The sequence below is a fragment of the Pseudomonas morbosilactucae genome, from assembly GCF_023241665.1.
Lineage (GTDB): Bacteria > Pseudomonadota > Gammaproteobacteria > Pseudomonadales > Pseudomonadaceae > Aquipseudomonas > Aquipseudomonas morbosilactucae.
In genome coordinates, this window is record NZ_JALQCX010000032.1 from 38208 (window position 1) to 62700 (window position 24493).

Genomic DNA, 24493 nt, shown 5'->3' on the forward strand with positions numbered 1-24493 from the left:
GCGGGAATCAGCCTTCGATAACGGCGAGAATTTCGTTCTCAGCCATTACCAGCAGGTCTTCGCCGTCGACTTTCACAGTGTTGCTGCCGGAGTAAGGGCCAAACACAACCTTGTCACCCACTTTCACGGCCAGCGCACGTACTTCACCGTTGTCCAGCACACGGCCGGTACCCACAGCGACGATTTCGCCACGGTTAGGTTTTTCAGCGGCCGAACCTGGCAGAACGATACCGCCAGCAGTTTTCGATTCTTCTTCGCTGCGACGGATAACGACGCGGTCATGCAGAGGACGAAGCTTCATTGTCGATCTCTCCTAATTGTGGTTTTCAACGGCCGGTGTGGATACCGGCGGGTTAACAAATTCCGGCGTGGCCGGTTGCGGCTCGACGAGCGAGACGCGGAAGTCTGTCTGGTGCAACCACCAGAAACCTTGCGGTGACCGTTACATAAGGGCGCATAAGCTTATTACAAGGGCAGCGCGATGAAATTTTTTACATCGTCGTCGCCAGAAACACACACGGCACCCGAAGGTGCCGTGTGTGAGTCAGCCGAGGTTACGAGTCCCGGTGTTCGAACTCGCCTTCGATCACATTGGGCTCACGGCCCAAGGGTTGCTGGGGCGACGGGCCACCGCGGGCGGTGCGCATGTCATCGGCAAAGGCGCGTTGACGAATGGCCTGTTCCTCAGCCCGCTTGCGCATTTTGTTGGCCAGCAGGCGGCGAGTGATAGGCAGCAGCATGATCAGGCCGAAAATGTCGCTGATAAAGCCTGGGATAATCAACAGACCGCCACCCAGGGCCAGCATCAGCCCTTCCAGCATGGTCTGGGCCGGCAGTTCGCCGCGGTTCAGGCTTTCACGAGCCCGCAACGCGGTGGCCAGACCGGCCACCCGCAGGACCAGCACACCCAGCATCGAGCCGAGAATGATCAGCAGCAGGGCCGGGAAAAACCCGATCGCCGCGCTGACCTTGACGAAAACAAACAGCTCTAGCACCGGGAACAGCAGAAAGAGCAACAGAAAAGGGCGCATCAAATGGTTTCCTCTACGGAAGAATGCCTTCCAGTAGACCGTAGATGACGTCGCCAATTCGTGAATTCAAGCGTCGACACCTGCATTTTTCGGCCAATGGTCGGCGTGAGCCAGAAAAACCAGGGCTTCGCGCACTTGTGTCGGCGTATTACAAGGTGCCTGGAAGGGCAACCAGTGGAGGCCCTGGCCGATACGCAAGTGCATGCCTTCGGTGTCGATCCCGGCCAATTGCGCGGGCACGCTGCTCGGCAAACCCGCCAGCTCGACATAGTGGGCAATGGCCTTGGCGTGGTCACTGTTCATGTGTTCGACCATGCTGACCTCGGCCTTGCCGGCAAAGGGGTTGGCCAGGGTCAGTTGATCGACCCAGTGGATCGCGCCAAAACCGCCGATGTAACGATGGCGCACCGGCTTGAGTACCCAGAAATCGAAATCATGGGCTTGGTGGTAATTCTGCGAATCGGGAAAGTAACGGTAGTAACGCTCGGCTGCCGCCTCGATCTGCACGTCGTCGGTGAGTTTCTCGGCCTCGGCCAGGTACGTCAGGCGCCCAACGGCTTGCACATCCTCGGCTTCGCGCTCGCCCACCAGCAACGAACACTTGGGGTCCTTCTGCAGGTTGTGGGTGTGCTGGGCGATGCGGCTGATCAGAATCAGCGGCCGGCCCTGCTCGTCCAGGCAATAGGGAACCACTGAACCGAAAGGAAAACCGGGCATTGCCTTGGAGTGGGTGGACAGCACGCCACGGTATTCCTTGAGCAGTAATTCTCGTGCATTCTTGGCCGCTTCAACGCTCACTTTATGACTCCTTTAAACTAATCCGTCGGAAACGGACGGGCGCCTGGAGCTTGGTTCCAGCGACACCCTTGGGGGCAATTCTGATCTGCAACCGGGCCGTATCGGGCGTCGTGCGCAGGTTCCCCGCAATGGAACCCCCTTCCGACCGGCTAGCGAGACATGCGAATGCAACTCGACGACAAAGTAATCATTATCACTGGCGGTTGCCAAGGTCTGGGCCGTTCCATGGCCGAGTATTTCGCTGCCAAGGGCGCCCGCCTGGCGCTGGTGGACCTGAACCCGGAAAAACTCGACGCCGCCGTGGCCGCCTGCCAAGCCTTGGGCGCCGAGGCCCGGACCTACCTGTGCAACGTGGCCAATGAAGAGCAGGTGGAGCACATGGTCGCCCGGGTGGCCGAGGATTTCGGAGCCATCCACGGTTTGATCAACAACGCCGGCATCCTGCGCGACGGTCTGCTGCTCAAGGTCAAGGACGGCGAAATCAGCAAGATGAGCCTGGCCCAGTGGCAGGCGGTAATCGACGTCAATCTGACCGGGGTCTTCCTCTGCACTCGAGAAGTGGCAGCGAAGATGGTCGAGCTGAATAACAGCGGCGCCATCATCAATATTTCTTCGATTTCCCGCGCTGGCAACATCGGCCAGACCAATTATTCCGCGGCCAAGGCCGGGGTGGTCGCCGCCACCGTGACCTGGGCCCGGGAACTGGCGCGCTACGGTATTCGCGTGGCGGGCATTGCGCCGGGCTTTATCGAAACCGAAATGACCCAGAGCATGAAGCCCGAGGCCCTGGAAAGAATGACCTCCGCCATCCCCCTCAAACGCATGGGCAAGCCGGAAGAAATCGCCCACTCGGCGGCCTATATCTTCGAAAACGACTATTACACCGGGCGCATCCTGGAAATGGACGGCGGCCTGCGAATCTGACCCTGCCCTTGTAGGAGCCGGCTTGCCGGCGATGGCGATTTAACGGTCGCGATCGCTGGCAAACCAGCGCCTACAGCAAGGCTTTTCCGAGGTGTCAGTCGTCGCTGATGGTGATGTTCGGCATCGCCGGGGCGGCTGCTTCCTGCAACACGATGCGCGCACCGACGTGGCGAGCCAGCTCCTGGTAAACCATGGCGATCTGGCTGTCGGGCTCAGCAATCACGGTGGGCTTGCCACCATCGGCCTGTTCGCGGATCAGCATCGACAGCGGCAACGAAGCCAGCAGCTCGACATCGTATTGGCTGGCCAGCTTCTCGCCGCCGCCTTCACCGAACAGGTGCTCGGCGTGGCCGCAATTGGAGCAGATGTGCACCGCCATGTTTTCCACCACGCCCAGCACCGGGATGTTGACCTTGCGGAACATCTCCACGCCCTTGCGCGCATCCAGCAGCGCCAGGTCTTGCGGGGTGGTAACGATCACAGCGCCGGCCACCGGCACTTTCTGCGCCAGGGTCAGTTGGATATCGCCGGTGCCTGGTGGCATGTCGATCACCAGGTAATCCAGGTTGCCCCAGTCGGTCTGGGTCACCAGTTGCAGCAAGGCCCCGGAGACCATCGGCCCGCGCCAGACCATCGGCGTGTTGTCATCGGTGAGGAAGGCCATGGACATGACTTCCACGCCATGGGACTCGATCGGCACGAACCACTTCTGGTCCTTGATCTTCGGGCGGGTGCCTTCGGCGATGCCGAACATGATGCCTTGGCTTGGGCCATAGATATCGGCGTCGAGAATGCCCACCTTGACGCCTTCACGGGCCAGGGCCAGGGCCAGGTTGGCAGCGGTGGTGGATTTGCCCACACCGCCCTTGCCGGACGCCACGGCCACCACGTTCTTGACGTTGGCCAGGCCCGGGATCTGCGCCTGAGCCTTGTGCGCGGCAATCACGCTGGTGATCTCGACCTTGGCCGAACGGACACCGTCCAGGCCTTCGATGGCCAGTTGCAGCATCTGCGCCCAGCCGCTCTTGAACAGACCGGCGGCATAACCCAGTTCCATCTGGACCAGGACCTTATCGCCCTGGACGTCGATGGTCCGCACGCAGCCGGCGCTGACCGGGTCCTGGTTCAGATAGGGGTCGGTGTATTGGCGAAGAACGGCTTCCACCGCTGCGCGATTGACGGCGCTCATGGGCAACTCCGATAACAAGACAGAAAAATCAGGCAGCTATCCTACCTGTTCTGATCCATGGGCGGGATGTTCAAACAACGATGGCGAACGCCTTACACGGGGTGAAAAATCCGCGCCGGCGCTTTATAGTGGCCGACCTCCGTTTCATCAAGTAGCCGAGCCCCATGTCCGAGCCACGCAAGATCCTCGTCACCAGCGCCCTGCCCTATGCCAATGGTTCGATCCACCTTGGCCATATGCTTGAGTACATCCAGACCGATATGTGGGTGCGCTTCCAGAAGCATCGCGGCAACCAATGCATCTATGTCTGCGCGGACGACGCACACGGCTCGGCCATCATGCTGCGCGCAGAAAAGGAAGGCATCACCCCGGAACAACTGATCGCCAACGTCCAGGCTGAACACAGCGCCGACTTTGCCGAGTTCCTGGTGGATTTCGACAACTTCCACTCCACTCACGCCGAAGAAAACCGTGAGCTGTCGAGCCAGATCTACCTGAAACTGCGTGACGCCGGGCACATTGCCCAGCGCTCGATCACCCAGTATTTCGACCCGGAAAAGAAAATGTTCCTGGCCGACCGCTTCATCAAGGGCACCTGCCCGAAATGCGGCACTGAAGACCAGTACGGCGACAACTGCGAAAAATGCGGCGCTACCTATGCGCCCACCGACCTGAAGGATCCGAAGTCGGCGATCTCGGGCGCCACGCCGGTGCTCAAGGACTCCCAGCACTTCTTCTTCAAGCTGCCGGACTTCCAGGCAATGCTGCAAACCTGGACCCGCAGCGGCACCCTGCAAGACGCTGTGGCCAACAAGATCGCCGAGTGGCTGGACGCGGGCCTGCAGCAGTGGGACATCTCCCGCGATGCGCCGTACTTCGGTTTCGAGATCCCCGGTGAGCCGGGCAAGTACTTCTACGTGTGGCTGGATGCGCCGATCGGCTACATGGCCAGCTTCAAGAACCTGTGCGCGCGCCGTCCGGAACTGGATTTCGACGCGTTCTGGAACAAAGACTCCAGCGCCGAGCTGTACCACTTCATCGGCAAGGACATCGTCAATTTCCACGCACTGTTCTGGCCCGCCATGCTCGAAGGCGCCGGCTACCGCAAGCCGACCGGCATCAACGTACACGGCTACCTGACCGTCAACGGCCAGAAAATGTCCAAGTCTCGCGGGACCTTCATCAAGGCCCGTACCTACCTTGAGCACCTGTCGCCGGAATACCTGCGCTACTACTACGCCTCCAAACTGGGCCGTGGCGTCGACGATCTGGACCTGAACCTCGAAGACTTCGTGCAGAAGGTCAACTCCGACCTGGTGGGCAAGGTGGTCAACATCGCCAGCCGTTGCGCCGGTTTCATCCACAAAGGCAATGCCGGCGTGCTGGTGGACAGCAACGCCGCACCCGAGCTGACCGAAGCCTTCCTGGCCGCCGCGCCAAGCATTGCCGATGCCTATGAAGCCCGTGACTTCGCCCGTGCCATGCGCGAAATCATGGCCCTGGCCGACCGTGCCAACGCCTGGATCGCCGACAAGGCCCCATGGTCGCTGAACAAACAGGAAGGCAAGCAGGATGAGGTCCAGGCCATCTGCGCCACGGGCATCAACCTGTTCCGCCAACTGGTGATCTTCCTCAAGCCGGTGCTGCCATTGCTGGCCGCCGATGCCGAGGCGTTCCTGAATGTCGCCCCGCTGACCTGGAACGATCACCTGACGCTGCTGAGCAACCATCAGTTGAACGAATTCAAGCCACTGATGACCCGGATCGATCCGGTCAAGGTCCAGGCCATGTCCGATGCGTCGAAAGAAGACCTGACCGCCAGCCAGACCGACACCGGCGACGTTGCGCCACAAGGTAACGGCGAACTGGCCAAGGACCCGCTGTCGCCGGAAATCGACTTCGATGCCTTTGCCGCCGTGGACCTGCGCGTGGCCCTGATCGTCAAGGCCGAACACGTGGAAGGTGCGGACAAGCTGCTGCGCTTGACCCTGGACATCGGTGGCGAGCAACGCAACGTGTTCTCCGGGATCAAGAGCGCCTACCCGGACCCGTCCAAGCTCGATGGTCGCCTGACCATGATGATCGCCAACCTCAAGCCGCGGAAAATGAAGTTCGGCATCTCCGAAGGCATGGTGATGGCCGCCGGCCCTGGCGGTGAAGAGATCTACCTGCTGAGCCCCGACAGCGGCGCCAAGCCGGGCCAGCGCATCAAGTAAAAAGCCTGGCTGGCCCCTATCCCCCCGTGGCGCGTTTGCGTGACGGGGGGATTTTCATATCCGCCTGGCCCCTGTGCCTCGTCGGATCATGCCTACTCTTTATAGGCCACCGACCGTTCTCACCGGCCACCGACATGAACGACCTCCTTCTCACGCTTGTCAGCACTGCCCTGATCAACAACTTCGTGTTGCAGTGGCCCCTGGGCGTCGATCCGCTGCTGCAGGCGAGCGAGCAACCCGCCGCCGAGCGCAGCAAAATCCACGCCCTGGGCATCGCCACCACCACCCTGATGTTGCTGTGCAGCCTCGCGGCTTACCCGCTGTACCACGGGGTGCTGGTGCCACTGGGACTGACGACGTTGCAATTGTTTATCTTCCTGCCCTTGAGTGTGCTGCTGATTCGCCCGCTGTTGAGGCTGCTGCCCCGGGCACTGCCCAAGTTGCCGTTCGAGGGACTCTGGCCCTTGCTGCTGGGCAATGCCGGCATACTTGGCCTGTTACTGATGAATAACCAACAGGACCTGGGGCACTCTATCGCCCTGAGCCTGGGCGCCGGCCTGGGTTTCTGGCTGGTGCTGGGCCTGTTCGACGACCTGCGCCAGCGCGTTTCCCAACCTGATGTGCCCCTGCCCTTGCGCGGCTTGCCGATCGACCTGATCAGTGCCGGCTTGCTGGCGGTGGCCTTTCTCGGTTTCAACGGACTGACCACCCCATGAGCCTGATTCAACGCATTGACGCCCTCTTGCCCCAGACCCAGTGCGGCAAATGCGGCCACCCCGGATGCCTGCCCTACGCGGAAGGCATTGCCGCCGGCGAGGCCATCAACAAATGCCCGCCCGGGGGGCGCGAGACCCTGGCCAACCTGGCGCAGCTGCTCAAGGTGCCGGTGCTGGAACTGGACACAAGCCGGGGCTCGGCACCTGCGCAAGTGGCCTTTATCCGTGAAGCGGAATGCATCGGCTGCACCAAATGCATCCAGGCCTGCCCGGTGGACGCCATCGTCGGTGCGGCGAAGTTCATGCACACGGTGATCATCGACGAATGCACCGGTTGCGACCTGTGCGTGGCGCCGTGCCCGGTGGACTGCATCGACATGCACCCGCTGCCCTTGGACACCGTGGTGCCCATCGTCGGCGGCCTGGCCATCAACGTCGAACAACTGCAGGCACGCGCCGCCAAACGCAACCACGCCCGCCAACGCTTTGAACAACGCAACGCCCGACTGCATCGTGAAGAACAGCAAAGGCACGCCGAACGCCTGGCGCGCAGCCAGCGCTCGGCCCAGCCCAATGCAGCCGCCGGCAATCCGGTGCAGGACGCCATTGAGCGGGTACGTGCGCAAAAGGCCGCTGCGGCCGACGCGGCGCTGAAAAAAGCCAAGATTGACCTGGCGATGAGCCGGGCACAGTTGAATAAATCCCTCAAAGCCTTCGGTCATCCGCCGACCTTTGAGCAGCAGTCACAACTGATTGTGCTTCAACGTCAGTTCGAGGCCGCCGAACAAGCCCTGGCCGAACTTGAGCGCAACGCCGAACCGCCAGCAGCCCCTGCCGTACCCAAGGATGCCGAGATCAAGCGAGCCAAGATCCAATTGGCCATGCGCCGCGCAGAACTGAAAAAGGCCCAGGGTGGTGATGCGTCCAGCGCAGAGTTGGCCACCTTGGCCGCCGCCCTGGCAGCCGCCGAACAGGCTCTGCATGCCGCCGAAGAGGCCAGCGGGCAACCGGCACCGGACTTGGTACGGATCGAGAAACGCCCCATCGATGCACCGTTGCGGCAGCTGAAAACCGAGCTGGCCTATGCCCGGGCCGAGGTCAGCAAACTGGAGCGCCGGCCAGACACAGACCCCGCCGATCTGGCCAAGGCCCGGGAACGGCTGGCCGCCGCCGAGCGCCAGGTGCAAGCCCATGCTGCGCCCTGAAGCCCCCACAGACCTGCGCCTGCGCCAGGCCATGCAGCGTGTGCTGCTGGCGACGGTGCCGGGCCTGCTGGTGCTGTTGTGGCTCTACGGCTGGGGCGTGCTGATCAACCTGCTGCTGGCCCTGGGCACAGCCCTGGCGCTGGAGGCCGCCGTGTTGCGCCTGCGCCAACGGCCAGTACGCCCGAGCCTGGGGGATGGCAGTGCCTTGATCAGCGCCACCTTGCTGGCCATGGCCCTGCCGCCCTATTGCCCCTGGTGGCTGACCGTCAGTGCCGTGGCCAGTGCGTTGCTGCTCGGCAAGCACCTGTACGGCGGCCTCGGCAAAAACCCTTTTAACCCGGCAATGCTCGGTTACGCCCTGGCGCTGGTGTCGTTTCCACAGCCAATGACCCATTGGCCAGCCACCCAGGGCCTGGACCTGGTCGCAGCGCTGCAGCCGGTATTCGGCTGGCATTTCGGTGCCGCGCCGCCTGACGCCTGGGCCCAGGCGACGGCCCTGGACAGCCTGCGGATCAATCACAGCCTGACCGTCGACGAACTGTTTGCCGGCCACCCAGCCTTTGGTCACGTTGGCGGCAGAGGTGTGGAATGGGTCAACCTGGCGTTCCTCGCCGGCGGCCTCTGGCTGTTGCAACAGAAGGTGTTCAGTTGGCACGCGCCGGTGGGCATGCTCGCCAGCCTGTTCGTGATCAGCCTGCTGTGCTGGAACGGCTCTGGCTCCGACTCCCACGGTTCCCCGCTGTTCCACCTGCTCACGGGCGCCAGCATGCTGGGTGCGTTTTTTATCGTCACCGAACCGGTCTCGGGGCCCAAAAGCGCCAAGGCTTGCCTGCTGTTCGGCGTCGGGGTCGGCCTGTTGACCTACCTGATCCGCACCTGGGGCGGCTACCCCGATGGCCTGGCCTTCGCCGTGCTGCTGATGAACCTCGGCGTGCCGGCCCTGGAACGCTGGGTGGCTGCCACTTCAAGGGCGGATCGAGGATGAATCGCCAGCCGGTGACGGTGCTGCTGGTGGCGGTGGTCGGCCTCACGGTGGGATTTCTTGTGCACCAGGCCACAGCGCCGCGGATCGCCGCCGAACAACGGGCGCTGGAGGCTCGGCACCTGCTGGACGTGCTGCCGGCCGGCAGTTACGACAATCAGCCGCTGGACCACCCCCTGCCCTTCACGGCGCAGACGCTGAAACACAGCAACCTGATCGGCGGTTACCGGGTGACGCGCAATGGCCAGCCCAGCGCAGTGCTGCTGCTCAGCCGGGTGACGGGCTACGGCGGCCCCATCGAACTGCTGATCGCCATTGATGCCCAGGGCCGGCTGTTGGGCAGCAAAGCCCTCAAGCAAAGCGAAACCCCCGGCCTCGGCGGTCGCCTCACTGAACAGCCCAATCCCTGGCTGCAAGGTTTTGTCGGCCGCTCCCGTGCGGAACCGGGGGACAACGGCTGGGCCCTGAAAAAAGACAGTGGCCAGTTCGACCAGATCGCCGGGGCAACCATCACCTCCCGGGCGGTGATCAATGCCCTGCATGACGCCTTGGGCTATTTCGACGGGCATCGCCCCCAACTGCTGGGAGGCCCCGACCATGAATAAAGCCTCGCCACTTTTGGGCACCCTGATGTTGACGCCGTTGGTCGGCGCCAGCGATTCCCTGGTCAACGCCCTCGGCCTGGCGCTGGCTTTCGCCTGGGTGATGAGCCTTTTCGGCCTGTGCATGGTCCCTTTGCGGGCCAGGCTCAACCCCACCCAGCGCCTGCTGGCCAGTGTGCTGCTCAGCGCCAGCCTCGTTAGTTGCGTGCTGATGGGCCTGCAAGCCTGGGCCTTTGAACTGCATCAACACTTGGCCCTTTATCTCGGGCTGCTCGCCCTGCAATGCGTGGTGCTGGAACAGACGCACTTTTTCCAGACACCCGGCATGCTGCGCCGGGCCGCGCAGTTCTGCTGTCTGCTCATTGGCCTCGGCGCCCTGCGCGAAGCGCTCGGTGGCGGCGTGCTGGGCCAGCACCTGCAATGGCTGGCCGGCATCAACGACACGGACTGGCCAGGCTGGCGCTGGAGCCAGGGCGGTCCGCACTTACTCCTCCTCGCCCCCGGTGGTTTTATCCTCCTGGGCCTGCTCCTGGCGGCGAAAAACGCCTGGACTCAACTGCGCAATCCCCATTGAACGCCTGCAAGGAACTGCCTCACCCATGAACGCCGCAAAACGTCTGGAAATATTCCGCCGACTGCACGAAGACAACCCGGAGCCGAAAACCGAGCTGGCTTACAACTCTGCGTTCGAGTTGCTGATCGCAGTGATTCTGTCGGCGCAGTCCACTGACGTCGGGGTCAACAAGGCGACGGCCAAGCTGTTCCCCGTGGCCAATACGCCAGCCGCCATCTATGCCTTGGGGGTCGAGGGGCTGTCCGAATACATCAAGACCATCGGTTTGTACAACAGCAAGGCCAAGAACGTCATCGAAACCTGCCGCCTGCTGGTGGAACGTCATGACAGTGAAGTCCCGCAAACCCGGGAAGCGCTGGAAGCCCTGCCCGGGGTGGGCCGCAAGACGGCCAACGTGGTGCTCAACACGGCGTTCCGGCAACTGACCATGGCGGTGGACACCCATATCTTCCGGGTCAGCAACCGCACCGGGCTGGCGCCGGGAAAAAACGTCGTGGAGGTGGAAAACAAGCTGATGAAGTTTGTGCCCAAACAGTTCCTCCTCGACTCCCACCACTGGTTGATCCTGCATGGCCGTTACGTGTGCCTGGCCCGCAAGCCACGTTGTGGCAGCTGCCGGATCGAAGACTTATGCGAATACAAGCAAAAGACTTCAGACGATTGAGTGACTATTGATTTTATTGATCAGGCGATTGAAAAAATCTTTTTTACCCGACCGGTGATTATCGTTATAAGGAGCGCCAATGCAGTCTTAGCCTGGAGTTGACCTTATGAGCGCTGGCAAAGAACAACTGGACGTAGAAGACGACTTCACCGCTGTTGAAACAGAAGAGGCCGAACCTGTGGTCGAGGTGGCCAAGACCAATCTGAGCAAGCGCCGGACCATCGACAATCTCTTGGAAGAGCGTCGCCTGCAGAAGCAATTGGCCGATTATGATTTTGATCTTTAACCCCTAAAACCTCCCCCAGATGGAGGTTTTTTTGTGCCTGCACAAGTGCTGCCGGCGTGACCGGCAGCCTCTTCACGGGACACTCCCGTCCGCCAGGGCTCGCTGGGGGGCGGCGGGTCAGACCACTTTTTGACGCTGGGCAAACTCGATCAAATCAACCAATGAACGAGCATTGAGCTTGGAAAGCAGGCGTCTTTTGTAGGTGCTCACGGTTTTATTGCTCAAGCGCAGATCATCGGCAATGTCCTTGTTGCTCTGGCCCACGGCAAGTTGCTTGAGGACCATCAATTCCCTACGCGACAGCAAGTCCATCATCTCCCCTTCACTGGTGATTCCCTGGTTTGCGCGAAACGACTGCAACGCTTCGCTGGGGAAATAGCTGTAGCCCGCCAAGACCGCCCGCACCGCGTTGATCAATTCAGTGATGTCCTGCTGCTTGCACACATACCCCGCGGCACCGGCCTGCATGCAACGCATCGAAAAAGGGCCGGGCACTTGCAGGGTCAAGACCAGAATCTTGATCGGCGCGGCCTGGGCCATCAGGCGCGTGATCACTTCCAACCCGTCCAGCCTTGGAATGCCGATGTCCAGGATCAAAACGTCGGGCATATGCTCAAGAGCCAACTTCAATCCATCCATGCCGTTGTCTGTTTCCGCTACCACCTCGAAACCGTGCCGTTCCAGCAACATACGCACAGCCAGGCGAATGACAGGATGATCATCCACGATCAGTACTCTATTCATAGTTACATCCAAGTCTTGAATGTTATTAAAGCCAGCACGATACCCCAGACATTTGGCTCTTCGCATCGGACTTTGATTAACTTCCACGCGTCAAAGAAGATCCTTACAAACAATAACGAATTGCCCTACAAGCCATGAAGACAAAGGGCCTTCGCCCCCTGACGGCTTTGAGGGACGTCGTCAACACGGCTACTTTTCGTACTGAAACCGGGTATCTAACAACGGCTTATTCAGGTTTTTCTTACTTGCTAAAACAACAACCTGAGTGGCCGTACTTTATTTAATGGCCCGTCACACGTTAGATATTCCCCACAGTCCTTATTCTTGGAAAAAAGCCGATCATTCTGGGGAATAAACAACCCGCCGGACGGAAATACAGGCATAAAAAAAACGCCGCGTCCTCGAACCGAGAAAGCAGCGTTTTATTGGACTCTCAGCCCGCCACCTGAAGGCAAAAACCCTCAGGTCTGCGGCTCAAGCGAACGGCATCACACCAAGGTACGGCCTTTGTTCGCAGCAATACGCATGCGCAGGGCGTTGAGCTTGATGAAACCAGCCGCGTCGGCCTGGTTGTAAGCACCGCCGTCTTCTTCGAAGGTGGCGATGTTGGCATCGAACAGCGATTCATCGGATTTGCGGCCGGTGACAATCACGTTGCCTTTGTACAGTTTCAGGCGAACCACACCGTTTACGTGGGCCTGGGAGGCATCGATCATCTGTTGCAGCATCAGACGCTCAGGGCTCCACCAGTAACCGGTGTAAATCAGGCTGGCGTACTTGGGCATCAACTCGTCTTTGAGGTGAGCCACTTCACGGTCCAGGGTGATGGACTCGATGGCGCGGTGAGCGCGCAGCATGATGGTGCCGCCCGGGGTTTCGTAGCAGCCACGGGACTTCATGCCCACGTAACGGTTTTCCACGATGTCCAGACGACCGATGCCGTGTTCGCCACCGATACGGTTCAGGGTCGCCAATACGGTGGCCGGGGTCATTTCGACGCCGTCCAGCGCGACGATGTCGCCGTTGCGGTAGGTCAGTTCCAGATACTGCGGGGCATCAGGCGCTTTCTCCGGGGAGACGGTCCAGCGCCACATGTCTTCTTCGTGCTCGGTCCAGGTGTCTTCCAGCACGCCGCCTTCATAGGAGATGTGCAGCAAGTTGGCGTCCATCGAGTACGGGGACTTCTTCTTGCCGTGGCGCTCGATCGGGATGTTGTGCTTCTCGGCATAGTCCATGAGTTTTTCACGGGACAGCAGGTCCCACTCACGCCAAGGGGCAATCACTTTTACGCCGGGCTTCAGGGCGTAGGCGCCCAGTTCGAAACGCACCTGGTCGTTGCCCTTGCCGGTGGCGCCATGGGAAATGGCGTCAGCGCCGGTTTCGTTGGCGATTTCGATCAAGCGCTTGGCGATCAACGGACGTGCGATGGAAGTACCCAGCAGGTACTCGCCTTCGTAGACGGTGTTGGCGCGGAACATCGGGAAAACGAAATCGCGCACGAACTCTTCGCGCAGATCGTCGATGTAGATCTCTTTAACGCCCATGGCTTGCGCCTTGGCGCGGGCCGGTTCGACCTCTTCGCCCTGGCCCAGGTCAGCGGTGAAGGTCACCACTTCACAGTTATAAGTGTCCTGCAGCCACTTGAGGATCACCGAAGTGTCCAGGCCGCCGGAATACGCCAGAACGACCTTGTTTACGTCCGCCATGCCATCACTCCACGGGGTTCTACGGAAAGCCGCCAAGTCTACCGATCCACGCGGGTAATTTACAGAGGCGCGACAGCTTATGACGACAAAGCGACAGATTATGTCGAGCGCGCGACGGCTACCGCCGTATCAGGACGTCGCCGCGGCGTTGGGCGTGGAAGTGGCTTGCGGTGCGGCCTTTTCAGCCGGCGCCACCCGATCCAGGTGGATATTCACCCGGCGGTTCTTGGCCCGGTTGGCCGGGTTGGTGTTGGGCGCCAACGGGTAACGTTCGCCGTGGAAGCGCAGGGTAATCTGCGACTCGGGAATGCCATTGGCCTTGAAAAAGTCCTGCACCGCCAGGGCCCGACGCCGTGACAGGTCGCGGTTGGTCAAGCGATTGCCACTGTTGTCCGAGTGGCCGTCGATGTCGATGTGATTCACCGTCGGGTCGGCCTTGAGGTATTCAAGCATCACCTGCAGCTTGGCCTTGGCCTGGGGATCCAGGTCGATACCGCCACCGGGAAAACCGATCTGCGCGTCCTTGACCTGTTCATAGTTCATCGGCAACAGCTTGGCGACACAGCTTTGATAGTCGCTGTAGGCCTTGCTGAACTTCACCGGCAACAGACGGACTTCAGAAACGCCGTTGTCGCGGGAGAACTGTCGCACCACCGGGCTGCGCCCATCCATCAGGCCATTGATCAGGCGCCCGGCCTGGACTTGCGAACTGTTGAACAGCACGCCGTCGCTGCCGGCCTTGACCGCACCGAGGTTGATATCGCCGCGCCCCGGCTGCCAGGGCGCCGCCGCCGCCAGCAGGGTCGCCCCGCCTGCGCCCTGCATCGGGTTGAAACTCTTGAGGCGGAAAATCGCCTGCTCACCGGCACGACGAACGAACTCGCCGGAACCAAAGTCGGTGATGGGCTGAGTCAGGCGGCACTCGAATTTGTCACCTTCGACCGTCCACTCAATGCTCTCCAGACGAGTCTGGAAAGTGAGAGCCATCGCAGGCAGGCTGGCAAACACACTGAGCAAGGCTAGATAACGCTGGCGCACGGGAGGCTCCACTGACGTGTACAACAGAAAAAGTCGACAGGCGTAAATTACGCCGTACCTTCGGGGTATCGGTTGCTCGTTGTAAAACTTGATAGCGAGTGCCTGGATGAGTCTTTTCCGGTAGCATTCCCCCGAGTTTGACCCGCCTGGAATCCCCAATGTCCGACCGCCTGACCCTGCTGCGTCCCGACGACTGGCATATTCATCTTCGCGATGGTGCCGTGTTGACCAATACAGTCGCGGATGTCGCGCGCACCTTTGGCCGCGCCATCATCATGCCTAACCTGGTACCTCCGGTGCGCAACGCCGTGGAAGCCGACGCCTATCGCCAGCGCATCCTCGCTGCGCGGCCGGCCGGCAGCCGCTTCGAGCCACTGATGGTGCTCTACCTCACTGATCGCACCCAGCCAGAAGATGTCCGCGCGGCCAAGGCCAGTGGTTTCGTGTACGCGGCCAAGCTCTACCCGGCCGGCGCGACCACCAACTCGGACTCGGGCGTTACCAGCATCGACAAGATCCTCCCGGCGCTGGAAGCCATGGCTGAAGTCGGCTTGCCGCTGTTGATCCACGGTGAAGTCACCCGTGGCGACGTGGACGTCTTCGACCGCGAGAAGCTGTTTATCGACGAACATATGCGCCGCGTCGTCGAACGCTTCCCAACGCTCAAGGTGGTGTTCGAACACATCACCACCCGTGAAGCCGTGCAGTTCGTCAACGAGGCCTCGGCCAACGTTGGTGCAACCATCACCGCTCACCACCTGCTGTACAACCGCAACCACATGCTGGTCGGCGGTATTCGGCCGCATTTCTACTGCCTGCCGATCCTCAAGCGCAACACCCACCAGGACGCCCTGCTCGATGCCGCCACCGGTGGCAGCGAGAAGTTCTTCCTCGGCACCGACTCGGCTCCCCATGCCCAGCACGCCAAGGAAGCCGCTTGCGGTTGCGCCGGTTGCTACACCGCTTATGCCGCGATCGAGTTGTATGCCGAAGCGTTCGAACAGCGCAACGCGCTGGACAAGCTAGAAGCTTTCGCCAGCCTCAACGGCCCACGTTTCTATGGCCTGCCGGCCAACACCGATCGCATCACCCTGGTTCGTGAAGAATGGACCGCCCCTGCCAGCCTGCCGTTCGGCGAGTTGACCGTTATCCCGCTGCGCGCCGGAGAAAAACTGCGCTGGCGCCTGCTGGAGGAACACTCGTGAGTGAAGACCATTTCGATGACGAACAAGACGGCCATGGCGGCGGTGGCGGTTCACGCCACCCGATGGCGGCGCGTTTTCGTGGCTACCTGCCCGTCGTCGTCGATGTAGAAACCGGCGGCTTCAACTCGGCCACCGATGCGCTGCTGGAAATTGCCGCGACCATCATTGGCATGGACGACAAAGGTTTTGTGTTCCCGGAACACACCTATTTCTTCCGCGTCGAGCCTTTCGAAGGCGCCAACATCGAAGCAGCGGCCCTGGAGTTCACCGGCATCAAGCTGGACCACCCCCTACGCATGGCCGTGAGCGAAGAGACGGCACTGACCGACATTTTCCGCAGCGTGCGCAAGGCGTTGAAAGCCAATGGCTGCAAGCGCGCGATTCTGGTGGGGCACAACAGCAGCTTCGACCTGGGTTTTCTCAACGCTGCGGTCGCGCGCCTGGACATGAAGCGTAACCCGTTCCACCCATTCTCCAGCTTTGACACCGCAACGCTGGCAGGCCTGGCTTACGGCCAGACCGTGCTGGCCAAGGCGTGCCAGGCAGCAGACATCGACTTTGACGGTCGTGAAGCGCACTCCGCGCGCTACGACACTGAAAAGACCGCTGATCTGTTCTGTGGCATCGTCAACCGCTGGAAAGAAATGGGCGGCTGGGAAGACTTCAACGACTGATCCCGTTCCATCGCGACATAAAAAAACCGGCCCTGAGGCCGGTTTTTTGTGCGTGACGCGGCTTACAGCTTGCCGGCGTTCTCGCTCAGGTAAGCAGCTACGCCTTCTGGCGAAGCGGTCATGCCTTTGTCGCCTTTTTTCCAGTTGGCTGGGCAGACTTCGCCGTGCTCTTCGTGGAATTGCAGGGCGTCAACCAGACGGATCAGCTCTTCCATGTTACGACCCAGTGGCAGGTCGTTGATGATCTGCGAACGGACAACACCTTTGTCGTCGATCAGGAACGCGCCACGGAAAGCAACGCCGCCTTCGGACTCAACGTCGTAGGCCTTGGCGATTTCGTGCTTCATGTCAGCAGCCATGATGTATTGAACCTGACCGATGCCGCCGGCATTGATCGGGGTGTTACGCCAGGCGTTGTGGGTGAAGTGGGAGTCGATCGACACCGCGATCACTTCAACGTTGCGCGCCTTGAAGTCAGCCATGCGGTGGTCCAGAGCGATCAGCTCGGACGGGCAGACGAAGGTGAAGTCCAGCGGGTAGAAGAACACCAGGCCGTATTTGCCTTTGATGGCCGACGACAGGGTGAAGCTGTCGACGATTTCGCCATTGCCGAGAACAGCGGGAACGGTGAAGTCAGGGGCTTGTTTGCCTACGAGTACGCTCATTGGATATCTCCTGGTGTGGTCGAATGAAGAATGAGATACGGCCCAGGTTGCCAGAATGATGCGACAGCCCTGTGACCTGATCTCGCTTCGTAAGGACCGACCATCATACACCGCGTTTTTGAGCTGTCCTTAGCGGTTTTTCAACGCTTTGCGCCCTGGCGCACTTAATCGGCGCATTTTGCGCTGGCGAAAAACCAAGCCGGGGAAACCGTTCGTCACTCGATCAGGAAACTGACACAAAGCTTTCTCAAACCACTTTGACAATCATTCTCGTTAACATTAAGATCCATCGCACTTGGGCCTCAACCAGCGACGGTTCTCTCCTTATGTATGTCTGCCTCTGCACCGGTGTCACCGACGGACAAATCCGCGAAGCAATCTATGAAGGTTGCTGCAGCTACCGCGAAGTGCGCCAAGCCACCGGCGTTGCCAGCCAATGCGGCAAATGCGCTTGCCTGGCCAAGCAGGTCGTACGCGAAACCCTGACCGAATTGCAGAGCAGCCAAGCCACCATTCCCTACCCTGTGGAATTTAATGCGGCCTGAAACATCACCTAAATAACGAATTTTTAAAGAACCGGACTTAGCGTCCGGTTTTTTTATGCCTTTAATTCAAGCGCTTAGCTTCAAGATGCGGATTGCAAACATTCTTATTCCGATTAATTTTCATATATTATTCAATAACTTAGGTTTGACAGTAATCTTTATGCGGCTCAGACTTGCCCAATATTCCACGAATTACAGGGCAGGACCCCATCATGAAAGGCGACATTACAGTCATCCAGCATCTCAACAAAATCCTTGCCAATGAACTGGTCGCGATCAATCAGTACTTCCTGCATGCACGCATGTATGAAGATTGGGGCTTGAACAAGCTGGGCAAGCACGAGTACCACGAGTCCATCGACGAGATGAAACACGCGGACAAGCTGATCAAGCGCATCCTCTTCCTTGAAGGCCTGCCGAACGTCCAGGACCTGGGCAAGCTGCACATCGGCGAGCACACCAAGGAAATGCTGGAGTGCGACCTGCGCATCGAGCGCACCGGCCACGCCGACCTGAAAGCCGCCATCGCTCACTGCGAAACCGTTGGCGACTTCGGTAGCCGCGAACTGCTGGAAGATATCCTGGAGTCCGAAGAGGAACATATCGACTGGCTGGAAACCCAACTTGGTCTGATCGACAAAGTGGGTCTTGAGAACTATCTGCAATCGCAAATGGGCGACGAGTAACTTCATCGGTTAACTCAACGCCAATAAAAAGCCCCGCTCTCTTAAAGAGAAGCGGGGCTTTTTAATGCCTGGATATATCCAGGCAACGCAACGGGGGCGAGCGGCCTCGCCCCGTTAGGTCGATCAGGCTTCGGTCTTGTTTGCAGCTGCTTTTTCAGCAGCGGCCTTGACCAGAGTCTGCAGTTCACCGTTGGCGAACATTTCGGCCATGATGTCGCTGCCGCCTACCAGCTCACCACCGACCCACAGTTGCGGGAAGGTTGGCCAGTTGGCGTATTTAGGCAGGTTGGCGCGGATTTCCGGGTTCTGCAGGATGTCCACGTATGCGAACTTCTCACCACAGCCCATAACGGCCTGAGCGGCTTTCGCGGAGAAGCCACACTGCGGGGCATTCGGCGAGCCTTTCATGTAAAGCAGAATGGTGTTGTTGGCAATCTGCTCTTTAATAGTTTCGATGATATCCATGGAACACCTCGGCTGAACTTTCCGACTCTGTTGTCGGCACGGTGGCGCATTGTAACGGAAAGCCGAGTTGCATGCTCGGTCTCCCCGACAGACACCTCAAGCCGCCTCCACCCGCACCGGCACACCATTGAGTGCGGCATTGCCCGACAACTCATCCACCTGGCATTCATCGGTCAGGTCATTGGCGCTGGAACCTGGCTGCTCGCTGGCGATGCCCATCTGCACCCCGGGCCGCGCGTGCCCCCAGCCATGGGGCAGGCTGACCACCCCCGGCATCATCTCGTGGCTGGCCAAGACTTCGACTTCAATCATACCTACCCGGGAACTCACCCGGACTCGCTGCCCATCCGCCAGGCCGCGCCGGGCCAAGTCATCAGGGTGCATCAACAGCTGATGACGCGGCTTGCCCTTCACCAGACGATGATAGTTGTGCATCCAGGAATTGTTACTGCGCACATGCCGGCGCCCGATCATCAGCAACTCATCGGCCAGGGGCGCCTGCAGCGCGGTAAACCGCGCCAGGTCCGCCATGATCTCCGGCGGTGCGGCCTGCACCCGGCGATTGGCGGTTTTCAAGCGCGCCGCCAGGTTCGGCCTGAGCGCCCCAAGATCAATGCCATGGGGATAGGCCTCCAAAGCCGCCACCGACAGCCCGTGGCTTGAACGGTCGCCATACCGCCCCGCACGCAAGCCCATGTCGATCATCTGCGCCGGCGCCACGGTGGGCTTGAGGGTTTTACCGGTACGGGCGGCAAAGGCCTTGGCCAAGCCAACGAAAATCTCCCAGTCATGCAACGCGCCTTCGGGCTTGGCCAGGATCGCCCGATTGAAACGGCTGACATTGCGCACCGCGAACATGTTGAAGGTGGTGTCGTAGTGATCGTTCTCCAGTGCCGACGTCGAAGGCAGGATCAAGTCCGCGTAACGAGTGGTCTCGTTGATGTACAGGTCGAGGCTGACCATGAACTCAAGACCGTCCAGGGCCTGCTCCAACTGCCGACCATTGGGGGTGGACAGCACCGGATTGCCCGCCACGGTAATCAGGGCGCGCACTTGGCCCTCCCCTTCGGTGAGCATTTCCTCCGCCAACGCCGCCACCGGCAACTCGCCGCCATACTCGGGGCGCCCGGAAACCCGGCTTTGCCAAACGTTAAAGTGCCCGCCCGAAGTCGCTGCCACCAGGTCCACCGCCGGCTCGGTGCACAGGGCCCCGCCGACTCGATCGAGGTTGCCGGTCACCAGGTTGAGCAACTGCACCAACCAGTGACACAAGGTGCCAAAGGCCTGGGTCGACACGCCCATGCGCCCGTAGCACACGGCCTTGTCCGCCCCGGCGAAATCCCGCGCCAACTGGCGAATCTGCTCGGCGGGAATGGAGCACAGGGGGCTCATGGCTTCCGGACTGAACGTGGAAATCGCCTGACGCACCTCGGCCAGGCCATCGACTTCAAGGTGGCTGTCGCGGGTCGGTCCTTTCTCGAAGATCGTGTGCAAAAGGCCAAACAGCAACGCCACATCGCCGCCGGGCCGGACAAACAGATGCTGGTCGGCAATCGCAGCCGTTTCACTGCGGCGCGGGTCGACCACCACCACTTTACCGCCTCGGGCCTGGATGGCTTTCAGGCGCTTCTCCACGTCCGGTACGGTCATGATGCTGCCGTTGGACGCCAATGGGTTGCCGCCGAGGATCAACATGAAGTCGGTGTGGTCGATGTCGGGAATCGGCAGCAACAAGCCATGGCCGTACATCAGGTAGCTGCTCAAGTGCTGGGGCAGTTGATCCACCGACGTCGCAGAGAAACGGTTCCGGGTCTGCAACAGGCCCAGAAAGTAATTGCTGTGGGTCATCAGCCCGTAGTTGTGCACGCTGGGGTTGCCCTGGTAGGTGGCCACCGCATTGTTGCCATGGCGCTCCTGAATCTGCGCCAGGCGCTCGGCCACTTGGCTGAAGGCATCTTCCCAAGCGATCGGCTGCCACTCGCTGCCGACCCTGAGCATGGGTTGGCGCAGGCGATCCGGGTCATTCTGAATGTCTTGCAAGGCCACCGCCTTGGGGCAGATGTGGCCGCGACTGAAGCTGTCTTGCGGGTCGCCCTTGATCGAGGTGATCTGCAGTTGCCCCGCAGTTTCAGTGGTTTCGATGTTCAGGCCGCAGATGGCTTCGCACAGATGGCAGGCACGGTGGTGGAGAGTCTTGGTCATGGCCAGTCTCTATTCTAGGAAGGGCGGCCAGCGCCCGGCCGCGAGAAGAAAACTATGATCCCGGGCCCGCCACGACACCAGAGACGTTCGTCCTGTGAATCGCAGAGCATCAGGCTTGCCGATGGCGGCCCATGGCGTGTTGCGTGAGAAAATGTTTCAAGCTGCCGCCGCGAACGATCCCTGCTGGCCGGGCCTTGGCCTACCGTTCAAAAACCGACCACAACCCCATTGCGCGCGCCCTGGTCGATTGCCAAGGCCCTTGGGGGCAGTGTACAAATGCCGGGCTGCTGTCAGGAAACCGGCTGTCATAGCGCTAGCGCACTCGCGCCCTAGCCTCTCTGAGTTCCCCTAAACGCCGTAGCCCTATTGGTAAGACGCGACATTTAATGTCAATATCGCGCCTTCCCCTATTTCGTCGCCCCGTGCGGCTTTCGCCGCAGGTCTCGCCCGTTTTCCTTATAAACAAGGCTTTGAGTATCTGCGGTCTGTTGCAAAAGGTAGTTAATGATGAGCGCAAGGCACTTTCTCTCCCTGATGGATTGCACGCCCGAAGAGCTGGTCAGTGTGATTCGTCGAGGCATCGAGCTGAAGGACCTGCGTAACCGCGGCGTACTCTTCGAGCCATTGAAAAACCGCGTGCTCGGCATGATTTTCGAGAAGTCGTCGACCCGTACCCGGCTGTCCTTCGAAGCCGGCATGATCCAGCTCGGCGGCCAGGCCATCTTCCTTTCCCCGCGGGACACCCAACTGGGTCGCGGTGAGCCCATCAGCGACTGCGCCATCGTCATGTCGCGCATGCTCGACGCCGTGATGATTCGCACCTTCGCCCACAGCACCCTGACCGAGTTTGCGGCCAACTCTCGCGTACCGGTGATCAACGGCCTGTCCGATGACCTGCACCCCTGCCAGTTGCTGGCCGACATGCAAACCTTCCAGGAGCATCGCGGCTCGATCCAGGGCAAGACCGTGGCCTGGATCGGCGACGGCAACAACATGTGCAACAGTTATATAGAAGCAGCGATCCAGTTCGACTTCCAACTGCGCATCGCCTGCCCGGAAGGCTATGAACCCAACCCAGAATTCGTCGCCCAGGCCGGCGATCGCGTGACCATCGTCCGCGATCCAAAGAATGCCGTGACCGGCGCCCACCTGGTCAGCACCGATGTCTGGACCTCCATGGGCCAGGAAGAAGAAACCGCCAAGCGCCTGGCTCTGTTCGCACCGTTCCAGGTGACCCGCGCCCTGCTCGACCTGGCAGCCGAGGACGTGCTGTTCATGCACTGCCTGCCGGCCCACCGCGGCGAGGAAATCAGCCTCGACCTGCTGGACGACCCGCGTTCAGTGGCCTGGGACCAGGCCGAAAACCGCCTGCACGCACAAAAGGCCCTGCTCGAGTTTCTGGTCGAGCCGGCGTACCACCACGCATGAGCCAGCCATTACTGCTGAACCTGCGCAATCTGGCATGCGGCTATCAGGACCAACGGGTCGTACAAAACCTTAACCTGCACCTCAATGCCGGGGACATCGGTTGCTTGCTGGGCTCCTCGGGCTGCGGCAAAACCACCACCCTGCGCGCCATCGCCGGCTTTGAGCCGGTGCACGAAGGTGAAATCCAGCTAGCGGGCGAGACCATCTCCAGCGCCGGTTTCACCCTGGCGCCGGAGAAACGGCGCATCGGCATGGTGTTCCAGGACTACGCGCTGTTTCCCCACTTGAGTGTGGCGGACAACATCGCCTTCGGTATCCGCAAGCATCCGCAGAAGGACCGCGTGATCGAGGAACTGCTGGAACTGGTGAACCTGAAGAACCTCGGCAAGCGCTTCCCCCACGAGCTCTCCGGCGGCCAGCAACAACGGGTCGCCCTGGCCCGGGCCCTGGCCCCTGAGCCGCAGTTGCTGCTGCTCGACGAACCCTTCTCCAACCTCGATGGCGAGCTGCGACGCAAGCTCAGCCATGAAGTGCGGGACATCCTCAAGGCCCGTGGCACCAGCGCGATTTTGGTGACTCACGACCAGGAAGAAGCCTTTGCTGTCAGCGATCACGTCGGGGTATTCAAGGAAGGCCGCCTGGAGCAGTGGGACACGCCCTACAACCTCTATCACGAACCGCTGACGCCCTTTGTCGCCAGCTTTATCGGCCAGGGTTACTTTATTCGCGGCCAGTTGAGCAGCCCGGAGTCGGTGCAGACCGAACTGGGTGAGCTGCGTGGCAACCGTGCCTACACCTGGCCCCAGGGCGGCGCGGTGGACGTACTGCTGCGCCCGGACGACATCGTCTATGCGCCGGACAGCGCGCTCAAGGCACGGATTGTCGGCAAGACCTTCCTCGGCGCCTCGACCCTGTACCGCCTGCAACTGCCCACCGGCAGCCAGCTGGAGTCGATCTTCCCAAGCCACGCCGACCATGGCGTCGGCAGCGATGTGGGCATTCGCGTCGCCGCCGAACACCTGGTGCTGTTCCAGGCTTCCGGCAGCACGGCCGCGCAAATCCCTAAAAGCGAATCAGGGGTGCGCCGCTACAGCAGCGCCCACTGAGGCTGAAGCGGAGCTGGCCTACCGGCTCCGCGGCAACCTTATCCCAGCAATAACGTGCCGCTGGCCACCCGCGTGGCATGCCCGCCGATCCTCACCCGCTCCCCCTGTAACCGACAAAACAATGCCCCGCCTCGCGCAGAACGCTGATAGGCGGTCAGGCTCTGTTTGTCCAACCGTTGGGCCCAGTAAGGGATCAGGCAGCAGTGGGTCGAGCCGGTGACCGGGTCCTCATTGAGACCGATGGCAGGCGCGAAGTAACGGGAAACGAAATCGTGCTGCTGCCCCTGGGCCGTGACAATGACCCCGGGCCACGGCAGCGCCGCCAGTGCCGCCATGTCTGGCCGGCAATCCAGCACCGCCTGCTCGGACTCCAGCACCACCAACAGCTCATTGGCCGCCAGCAGCTCGACCACTGCCACACCCAAGGCCTTGGTCACTGCCTCAATCCCGTCAACCGCCCGCGGCGTCCTCCGCGGGAAGTCCAGCCACAGGAGCCCGTCTTCACGACTGACGCTCAAGGGGCCTGACTGGCTGTTGAACTCAATGCGCTGCGCCGACTCGCCGTACACCTCGAACAGCACATAGGCGCTGGCCAAGGTAGCGTGGCCGCACAGGGCGACTTCAGTGGTCGGGGTGAACCAGCGGATCCGCCAGCCCTCGGCTTCACGCACGACAAAAGTGGTTTCCGACAGGTTGTGCTCAGCGGCGATCTTTTGCATCAACTCATCGCTGAGCCAGGCCTCCAGGCGATAGACCATCGCCGGGTTGCCACCGAAGGGCTGATCGCTGAACGCATCGATTTGATGAAACTCAAGCTGCATAGGGTTTCTCCTTGAACATAC

At 60.7% G+C, this 24493-nt stretch carries 26 protein-coding genes; 15 read left to right on the top strand and 11 right to left on the bottom strand.

Annotation, left to right across the window (positions count from 1 at the left end):
• Nucleotides 1-7: 7 nt before the first annotated feature.
• The 3 genes from M1B35_RS17155 to M1B35_RS17165 form a co-directional block, all read right to left on the bottom strand.
• Nucleotides 8-301, bottom strand: coding sequence for a co-chaperone GroES (locus tag M1B35_RS17155; protein ID WP_011063093.1), 294 nt, complete (start codon nt 299-301; stop codon nt 8-10).
• A 253-nt stretch (nt 302-554) separates the two neighbouring features.
• A complete protein-coding gene (locus tag M1B35_RS17160) occupies nt 555-1031 on the bottom strand; it encodes an FxsA family protein (protein WP_123328660.1) in 477 nt (158 codons plus the stop codon).
• A gap of 66 nt (nt 1032-1097) precedes the next feature.
• Nucleotides 1098-1829, bottom strand: coding sequence for a HugZ family pyridoxamine 5'-phosphate oxidase (locus tag M1B35_RS17165; protein ID WP_268262592.1), 732 nt, complete (start codon nt 1827-1829; stop codon nt 1098-1100).
• A gap of 165 nt (nt 1830-1994) precedes the next feature.
• Here M1B35_RS17165 and M1B35_RS17170 point away from each other — a divergent pair, with 165 nt between their 5' ends.
• Nucleotides 1995-2753 (top strand): SDR family oxidoreductase, encoded by a 759-nt coding sequence (locus tag M1B35_RS17170; RefSeq protein ID WP_268262593.1) that lies wholly within the window; start codon nt 1995-1997, stop codon nt 2751-2753.
• 94 nt (nt 2754-2847) lie between these two features.
• On the opposite strand, the gene apbC is transcribed toward M1B35_RS17170, so the two are convergent.
• Nucleotides 2848-3942 carry an iron-sulfur cluster carrier protein ApbC gene (gene apbC / locus M1B35_RS17175; protein ID WP_268262594.1) on the bottom strand — a complete coding sequence of 365 codons (1095 nt, stop codon included), beginning with the start codon at nt 3940-3942 and terminating at the stop codon, nt 2848-2850.
• Nucleotides 3943-4106: 164 nt separating this feature from the next.
• Here apbC and metG point away from each other — a divergent pair, with 164 nt between their 5' ends.
• From metG to M1B35_RS17215, 8 genes are all read left to right on the top strand, one after another.
• Nucleotides 4107-6158: a methionine--tRNA ligase gene (metG, locus tag M1B35_RS17180; RefSeq protein ID WP_123328664.1), complete on the top strand. Its 2052-nt coding sequence runs from the start codon at nt 4107-4109 to the stop codon at nt 6156-6158.
• A 134-nt stretch (nt 6159-6292) separates the two neighbouring features.
• Entirely contained in the window at nt 6293-6874 is a 582-nt protein-coding gene (locus M1B35_RS17185) for an Rnf-Nqr domain containing protein (protein ID WP_268262595.1), read from the top strand.
• Nucleotides 6871-8079, top strand: a complete 1209-nt coding sequence (rsxB, locus tag M1B35_RS17190; protein WP_268262596.1) for an electron transport complex subunit RsxB — start codon at nt 6871-6873, stop codon at nt 8077-8079. Before M1B35_RS17185 ends, rsxB begins: the two co-directional genes overlap by 4 nt.
• Nucleotides 8066-9064 (top strand): RnfABCDGE type electron transport complex subunit D, encoded by a 999-nt coding sequence (locus tag M1B35_RS17195; protein ID WP_268262597.1) that lies wholly within the window; start codon nt 8066-8068, stop codon nt 9062-9064. The genes rsxB and M1B35_RS17195 overlap by 14 nt, the downstream gene beginning before the upstream one ends.
• The gene (locus M1B35_RS17200) at nt 9061-9666 is read left to right on the top strand and encodes an RnfABCDGE type electron transport complex subunit G (RefSeq protein WP_268262598.1); all 606 of its coding nucleotides are present in this window, start codon (nt 9061-9063) and stop codon (nt 9664-9666) included. Before M1B35_RS17195 ends, M1B35_RS17200 begins: the two co-directional genes overlap by 4 nt.
• A complete protein-coding gene (locus tag M1B35_RS17205) occupies nt 9659-10237 on the top strand; it encodes an Rnf-Nqr domain containing protein (protein WP_268262599.1) in 579 nt (192 codons plus the stop codon). Before M1B35_RS17200 ends, M1B35_RS17205 begins: the two co-directional genes overlap by 8 nt.
• A 25-nt stretch (nt 10238-10262) precedes the next feature.
• A complete protein-coding gene (gene nth / locus M1B35_RS17210) occupies nt 10263-10901 on the top strand; it encodes an endonuclease III (protein WP_268262600.1) in 639 nt (212 codons plus the stop codon).
• A 106-nt stretch (nt 10902-11007) separates the two neighbouring features.
• Nucleotides 11008-11187, top strand: coding sequence for a PA3496 family putative envelope integrity protein (locus M1B35_RS17215; RefSeq protein WP_123328671.1), 180 nt, complete (start codon nt 11008-11010; stop codon nt 11185-11187).
• A 117-nt stretch (nt 11188-11304) separates the two neighbouring features.
• On the opposite strand, the gene M1B35_RS17220 is transcribed toward M1B35_RS17215, so the two are convergent.
• From M1B35_RS17220 to M1B35_RS17230, 3 genes are all read right to left on the bottom strand, one after another.
• Entirely contained in the window at nt 11305-11931 is a 627-nt protein-coding gene (locus M1B35_RS17220) for a response regulator transcription factor (protein ID WP_123328672.1), read from the bottom strand.
• Between the two features lie 488 nt (nt 11932-12419).
• On the bottom strand, nt 12420-13637 hold the full coding sequence (locus M1B35_RS17225; RefSeq protein WP_123328673.1) for an argininosuccinate synthase: 1218 nt from the start codon (nt 13635-13637) through the stop codon (nt 12420-12422).
• 129 nt (nt 13638-13766) lie between these two features.
• Nucleotides 13767-14675 (bottom strand): flagellar protein MotY, encoded by a 909-nt coding sequence (locus tag M1B35_RS17230; RefSeq protein ID WP_123328674.1) that lies wholly within the window; start codon nt 14673-14675, stop codon nt 13767-13769.
• Between the two features lie 158 nt (nt 14676-14833).
• On the opposite strand from M1B35_RS17230, the gene pyrC reads away from it, so the two are divergent.
• Entirely contained in the window at nt 14834-15880 is a 1047-nt protein-coding gene (pyrC, locus tag M1B35_RS17235) for a dihydroorotase (RefSeq protein ID WP_268262601.1), read from the top strand.
• Complete coding sequence (gene rnt / locus M1B35_RS17240) at nt 15877-16554, top strand: ribonuclease T (protein WP_123328676.1); 678 nt, start codon at nt 15877-15879, stop codon at nt 16552-16554. The genes pyrC and rnt overlap by 4 nt, the downstream gene beginning before the upstream one ends.
• A 62-nt stretch (nt 16555-16616) precedes the next feature.
• Here the strand turns inward: rnt and M1B35_RS17245 are convergent, their stop codons facing one another.
• Nucleotides 16617-17219 carry a peroxiredoxin gene (locus tag M1B35_RS17245; protein WP_123328677.1) on the bottom strand — a complete coding sequence of 201 codons (603 nt, stop codon included), beginning with the start codon at nt 17217-17219 and terminating at the stop codon, nt 16617-16619.
• Nucleotides 17220-17545: 326 nt separating this feature from the next.
• On the opposite strand from M1B35_RS17245, the gene M1B35_RS17250 reads away from it, so the two are divergent.
• Both M1B35_RS17250 and bfr read left to right on the top strand, forming a co-directional pair.
• Complete coding sequence (locus M1B35_RS17250) at nt 17546-17764, top strand: bacterioferritin-associated ferredoxin (protein ID WP_123328678.1); 219 nt, start codon at nt 17546-17548, stop codon at nt 17762-17764.
• Nucleotides 17765-17976: 212 nt separating this feature from the next.
• Nucleotides 17977-18450 carry a bacterioferritin gene (bfr, locus tag M1B35_RS17255; RefSeq protein ID WP_123328679.1) on the top strand — a complete coding sequence of 158 codons (474 nt, stop codon included), beginning with the start codon at nt 17977-17979 and terminating at the stop codon, nt 18448-18450.
• A gap of 123 nt (nt 18451-18573) precedes the next feature.
• On the opposite strand, the gene grxD is transcribed toward bfr, so the two are convergent.
• Together grxD and M1B35_RS17265 are read right to left on the bottom strand one after the other, a co-directional pair.
• Nucleotides 18574-18915: a Grx4 family monothiol glutaredoxin gene (grxD, locus tag M1B35_RS17260; RefSeq protein WP_123328680.1), complete on the bottom strand. Its 342-nt coding sequence runs from the start codon at nt 18913-18915 to the stop codon at nt 18574-18576.
• 96 nt (nt 18916-19011) lie between these two features.
• Nucleotides 19012-21117 (bottom strand): molybdopterin oxidoreductase family protein, encoded by a 2106-nt coding sequence (locus M1B35_RS17265; RefSeq protein ID WP_268262602.1) that lies wholly within the window; start codon nt 21115-21117, stop codon nt 19012-19014.
• A 507-nt stretch (nt 21118-21624) separates the two neighbouring features.
• Between M1B35_RS17265 and argF the strand changes: the two genes are divergently transcribed.
• Both argF and M1B35_RS17275 read left to right on the top strand, forming a co-directional pair.
• Nucleotides 21625-22545 (top strand): ornithine carbamoyltransferase, encoded by a 921-nt coding sequence (gene argF, locus M1B35_RS17270; RefSeq protein ID WP_268262603.1) that lies wholly within the window; start codon nt 21625-21627, stop codon nt 22543-22545.
• Complete coding sequence (locus M1B35_RS17275; protein ID WP_123328682.1) at nt 22542-23651, top strand: ABC transporter ATP-binding protein; 1110 nt, start codon at nt 22542-22544, stop codon at nt 23649-23651. Before argF ends, M1B35_RS17275 begins: the two co-directional genes overlap by 4 nt.
• A 38-nt stretch (nt 23652-23689) precedes the next feature.
• Here the strand turns inward: M1B35_RS17275 and M1B35_RS17280 are convergent, their stop codons facing one another.
• The gene (locus M1B35_RS17280; RefSeq protein WP_268262604.1) at nt 23690-24472 is read right to left on the bottom strand and encodes a PhzF family phenazine biosynthesis protein; all 783 of its coding nucleotides are present in this window, start codon (nt 24470-24472) and stop codon (nt 23690-23692) included.
• Nucleotides 24473-24493 lie beyond the last annotated feature (21 nt).

Excerpts from the sequence above, each read along its gene's own strand:
- M1B35_RS17155 (WP_011063093.1), bottom strand. The coding sequence starts at position 301 with ATGAAGCTTCGTCCTCTGCATGACCGCGTCGTTATCCGTCGCAGCGAA.
- M1B35_RS17160 (WP_123328660.1), bottom strand. The coding sequence starts at position 1,031 with ATGCGCCCTTTTCTGTTGCTCTTTCTGCTGTTCCCGGTGCTAGAGCTG.
- M1B35_RS17170 (WP_268262593.1), top strand. The coding sequence starts at position 1,995 with ATGCAACTCGACGACAAAGTAATCATTATCACTGGCGGTTGCCAAGGT.
- apbC (WP_268262594.1), bottom strand. The coding sequence starts at position 3,942 with ATGAGCGCCGTCAATCGCGCAGCGGTGGAAGCCGTTCTTCGCCAATAC.
- metG (WP_123328664.1), top strand. The coding sequence starts at position 4,107 with ATGTCCGAGCCACGCAAGATCCTCGTCACCAGCGCCCTGCCCTATGCC.
- M1B35_RS17185 (WP_268262595.1), top strand. The coding sequence starts at position 6,293 with ATGAACGACCTCCTTCTCACGCTTGTCAGCACTGCCCTGATCAACAAC.
- rsxB (WP_268262596.1), top strand. The coding sequence starts at position 6,871 with ATGAGCCTGATTCAACGCATTGACGCCCTCTTGCCCCAGACCCAGTGC.
- M1B35_RS17195 (WP_268262597.1), top strand. The coding sequence starts at position 8,066 with ATGCTGCGCCCTGAAGCCCCCACAGACCTGCGCCTGCGCCAGGCCATG.
- M1B35_RS17200 (WP_268262598.1), top strand. The coding sequence starts at position 9,061 with ATGAATCGCCAGCCGGTGACGGTGCTGCTGGTGGCGGTGGTCGGCCTC.
- M1B35_RS17205 (WP_268262599.1), top strand. The coding sequence starts at position 9,659 with ATGAATAAAGCCTCGCCACTTTTGGGCACCCTGATGTTGACGCCGTTG.
- nth (WP_268262600.1), top strand. The coding sequence starts at position 10,263 with ATGAACGCCGCAAAACGTCTGGAAATATTCCGCCGACTGCACGAAGAC.
- M1B35_RS17215 (WP_123328671.1), top strand. The coding sequence starts at position 11,008 with ATGAGCGCTGGCAAAGAACAACTGGACGTAGAAGACGACTTCACCGCT.
- M1B35_RS17220 (WP_123328672.1), bottom strand. The coding sequence starts at position 11,931 with ATGAATAGAGTACTGATCGTGGATGATCATCCTGTCATTCGCCTGGCT.
- M1B35_RS17225 (WP_123328673.1), bottom strand. The coding sequence starts at position 13,637 with ATGGCGGACGTAAACAAGGTCGTTCTGGCGTATTCCGGCGGCCTGGAC.
- pyrC (WP_268262601.1), top strand. The coding sequence starts at position 14,834 with ATGTCCGACCGCCTGACCCTGCTGCGTCCCGACGACTGGCATATTCAT.
- M1B35_RS17245 (WP_123328677.1), bottom strand. The coding sequence starts at position 17,219 with ATGAGCGTACTCGTAGGCAAACAAGCCCCTGACTTCACCGTTCCCGCT.
- M1B35_RS17250 (WP_123328678.1), top strand. The coding sequence starts at position 17,546 with ATGTATGTCTGCCTCTGCACCGGTGTCACCGACGGACAAATCCGCGAA.
- bfr (WP_123328679.1), top strand. The coding sequence starts at position 17,977 with ATGAAAGGCGACATTACAGTCATCCAGCATCTCAACAAAATCCTTGCC.
- grxD (WP_123328680.1), bottom strand. The coding sequence starts at position 18,915 with ATGGATATCATCGAAACTATTAAAGAGCAGATTGCCAACAACACCATT.
- M1B35_RS17265 (WP_268262602.1), bottom strand. The coding sequence starts at position 21,117 with ATGACCAAGACTCTCCACCACCGTGCCTGCCATCTGTGCGAAGCCATC.
- argF (WP_268262603.1), top strand. The coding sequence starts at position 21,625 with ATGAGCGCAAGGCACTTTCTCTCCCTGATGGATTGCACGCCCGAAGAG.
- M1B35_RS17275 (WP_123328682.1), top strand. The coding sequence starts at position 22,542 with ATGAGCCAGCCATTACTGCTGAACCTGCGCAATCTGGCATGCGGCTAT.
- M1B35_RS17280 (WP_268262604.1), bottom strand. The coding sequence starts at position 24,472 with ATGCAGCTTGAGTTTCATCAAATCGATGCGTTCAGCGATCAGCCCTTC.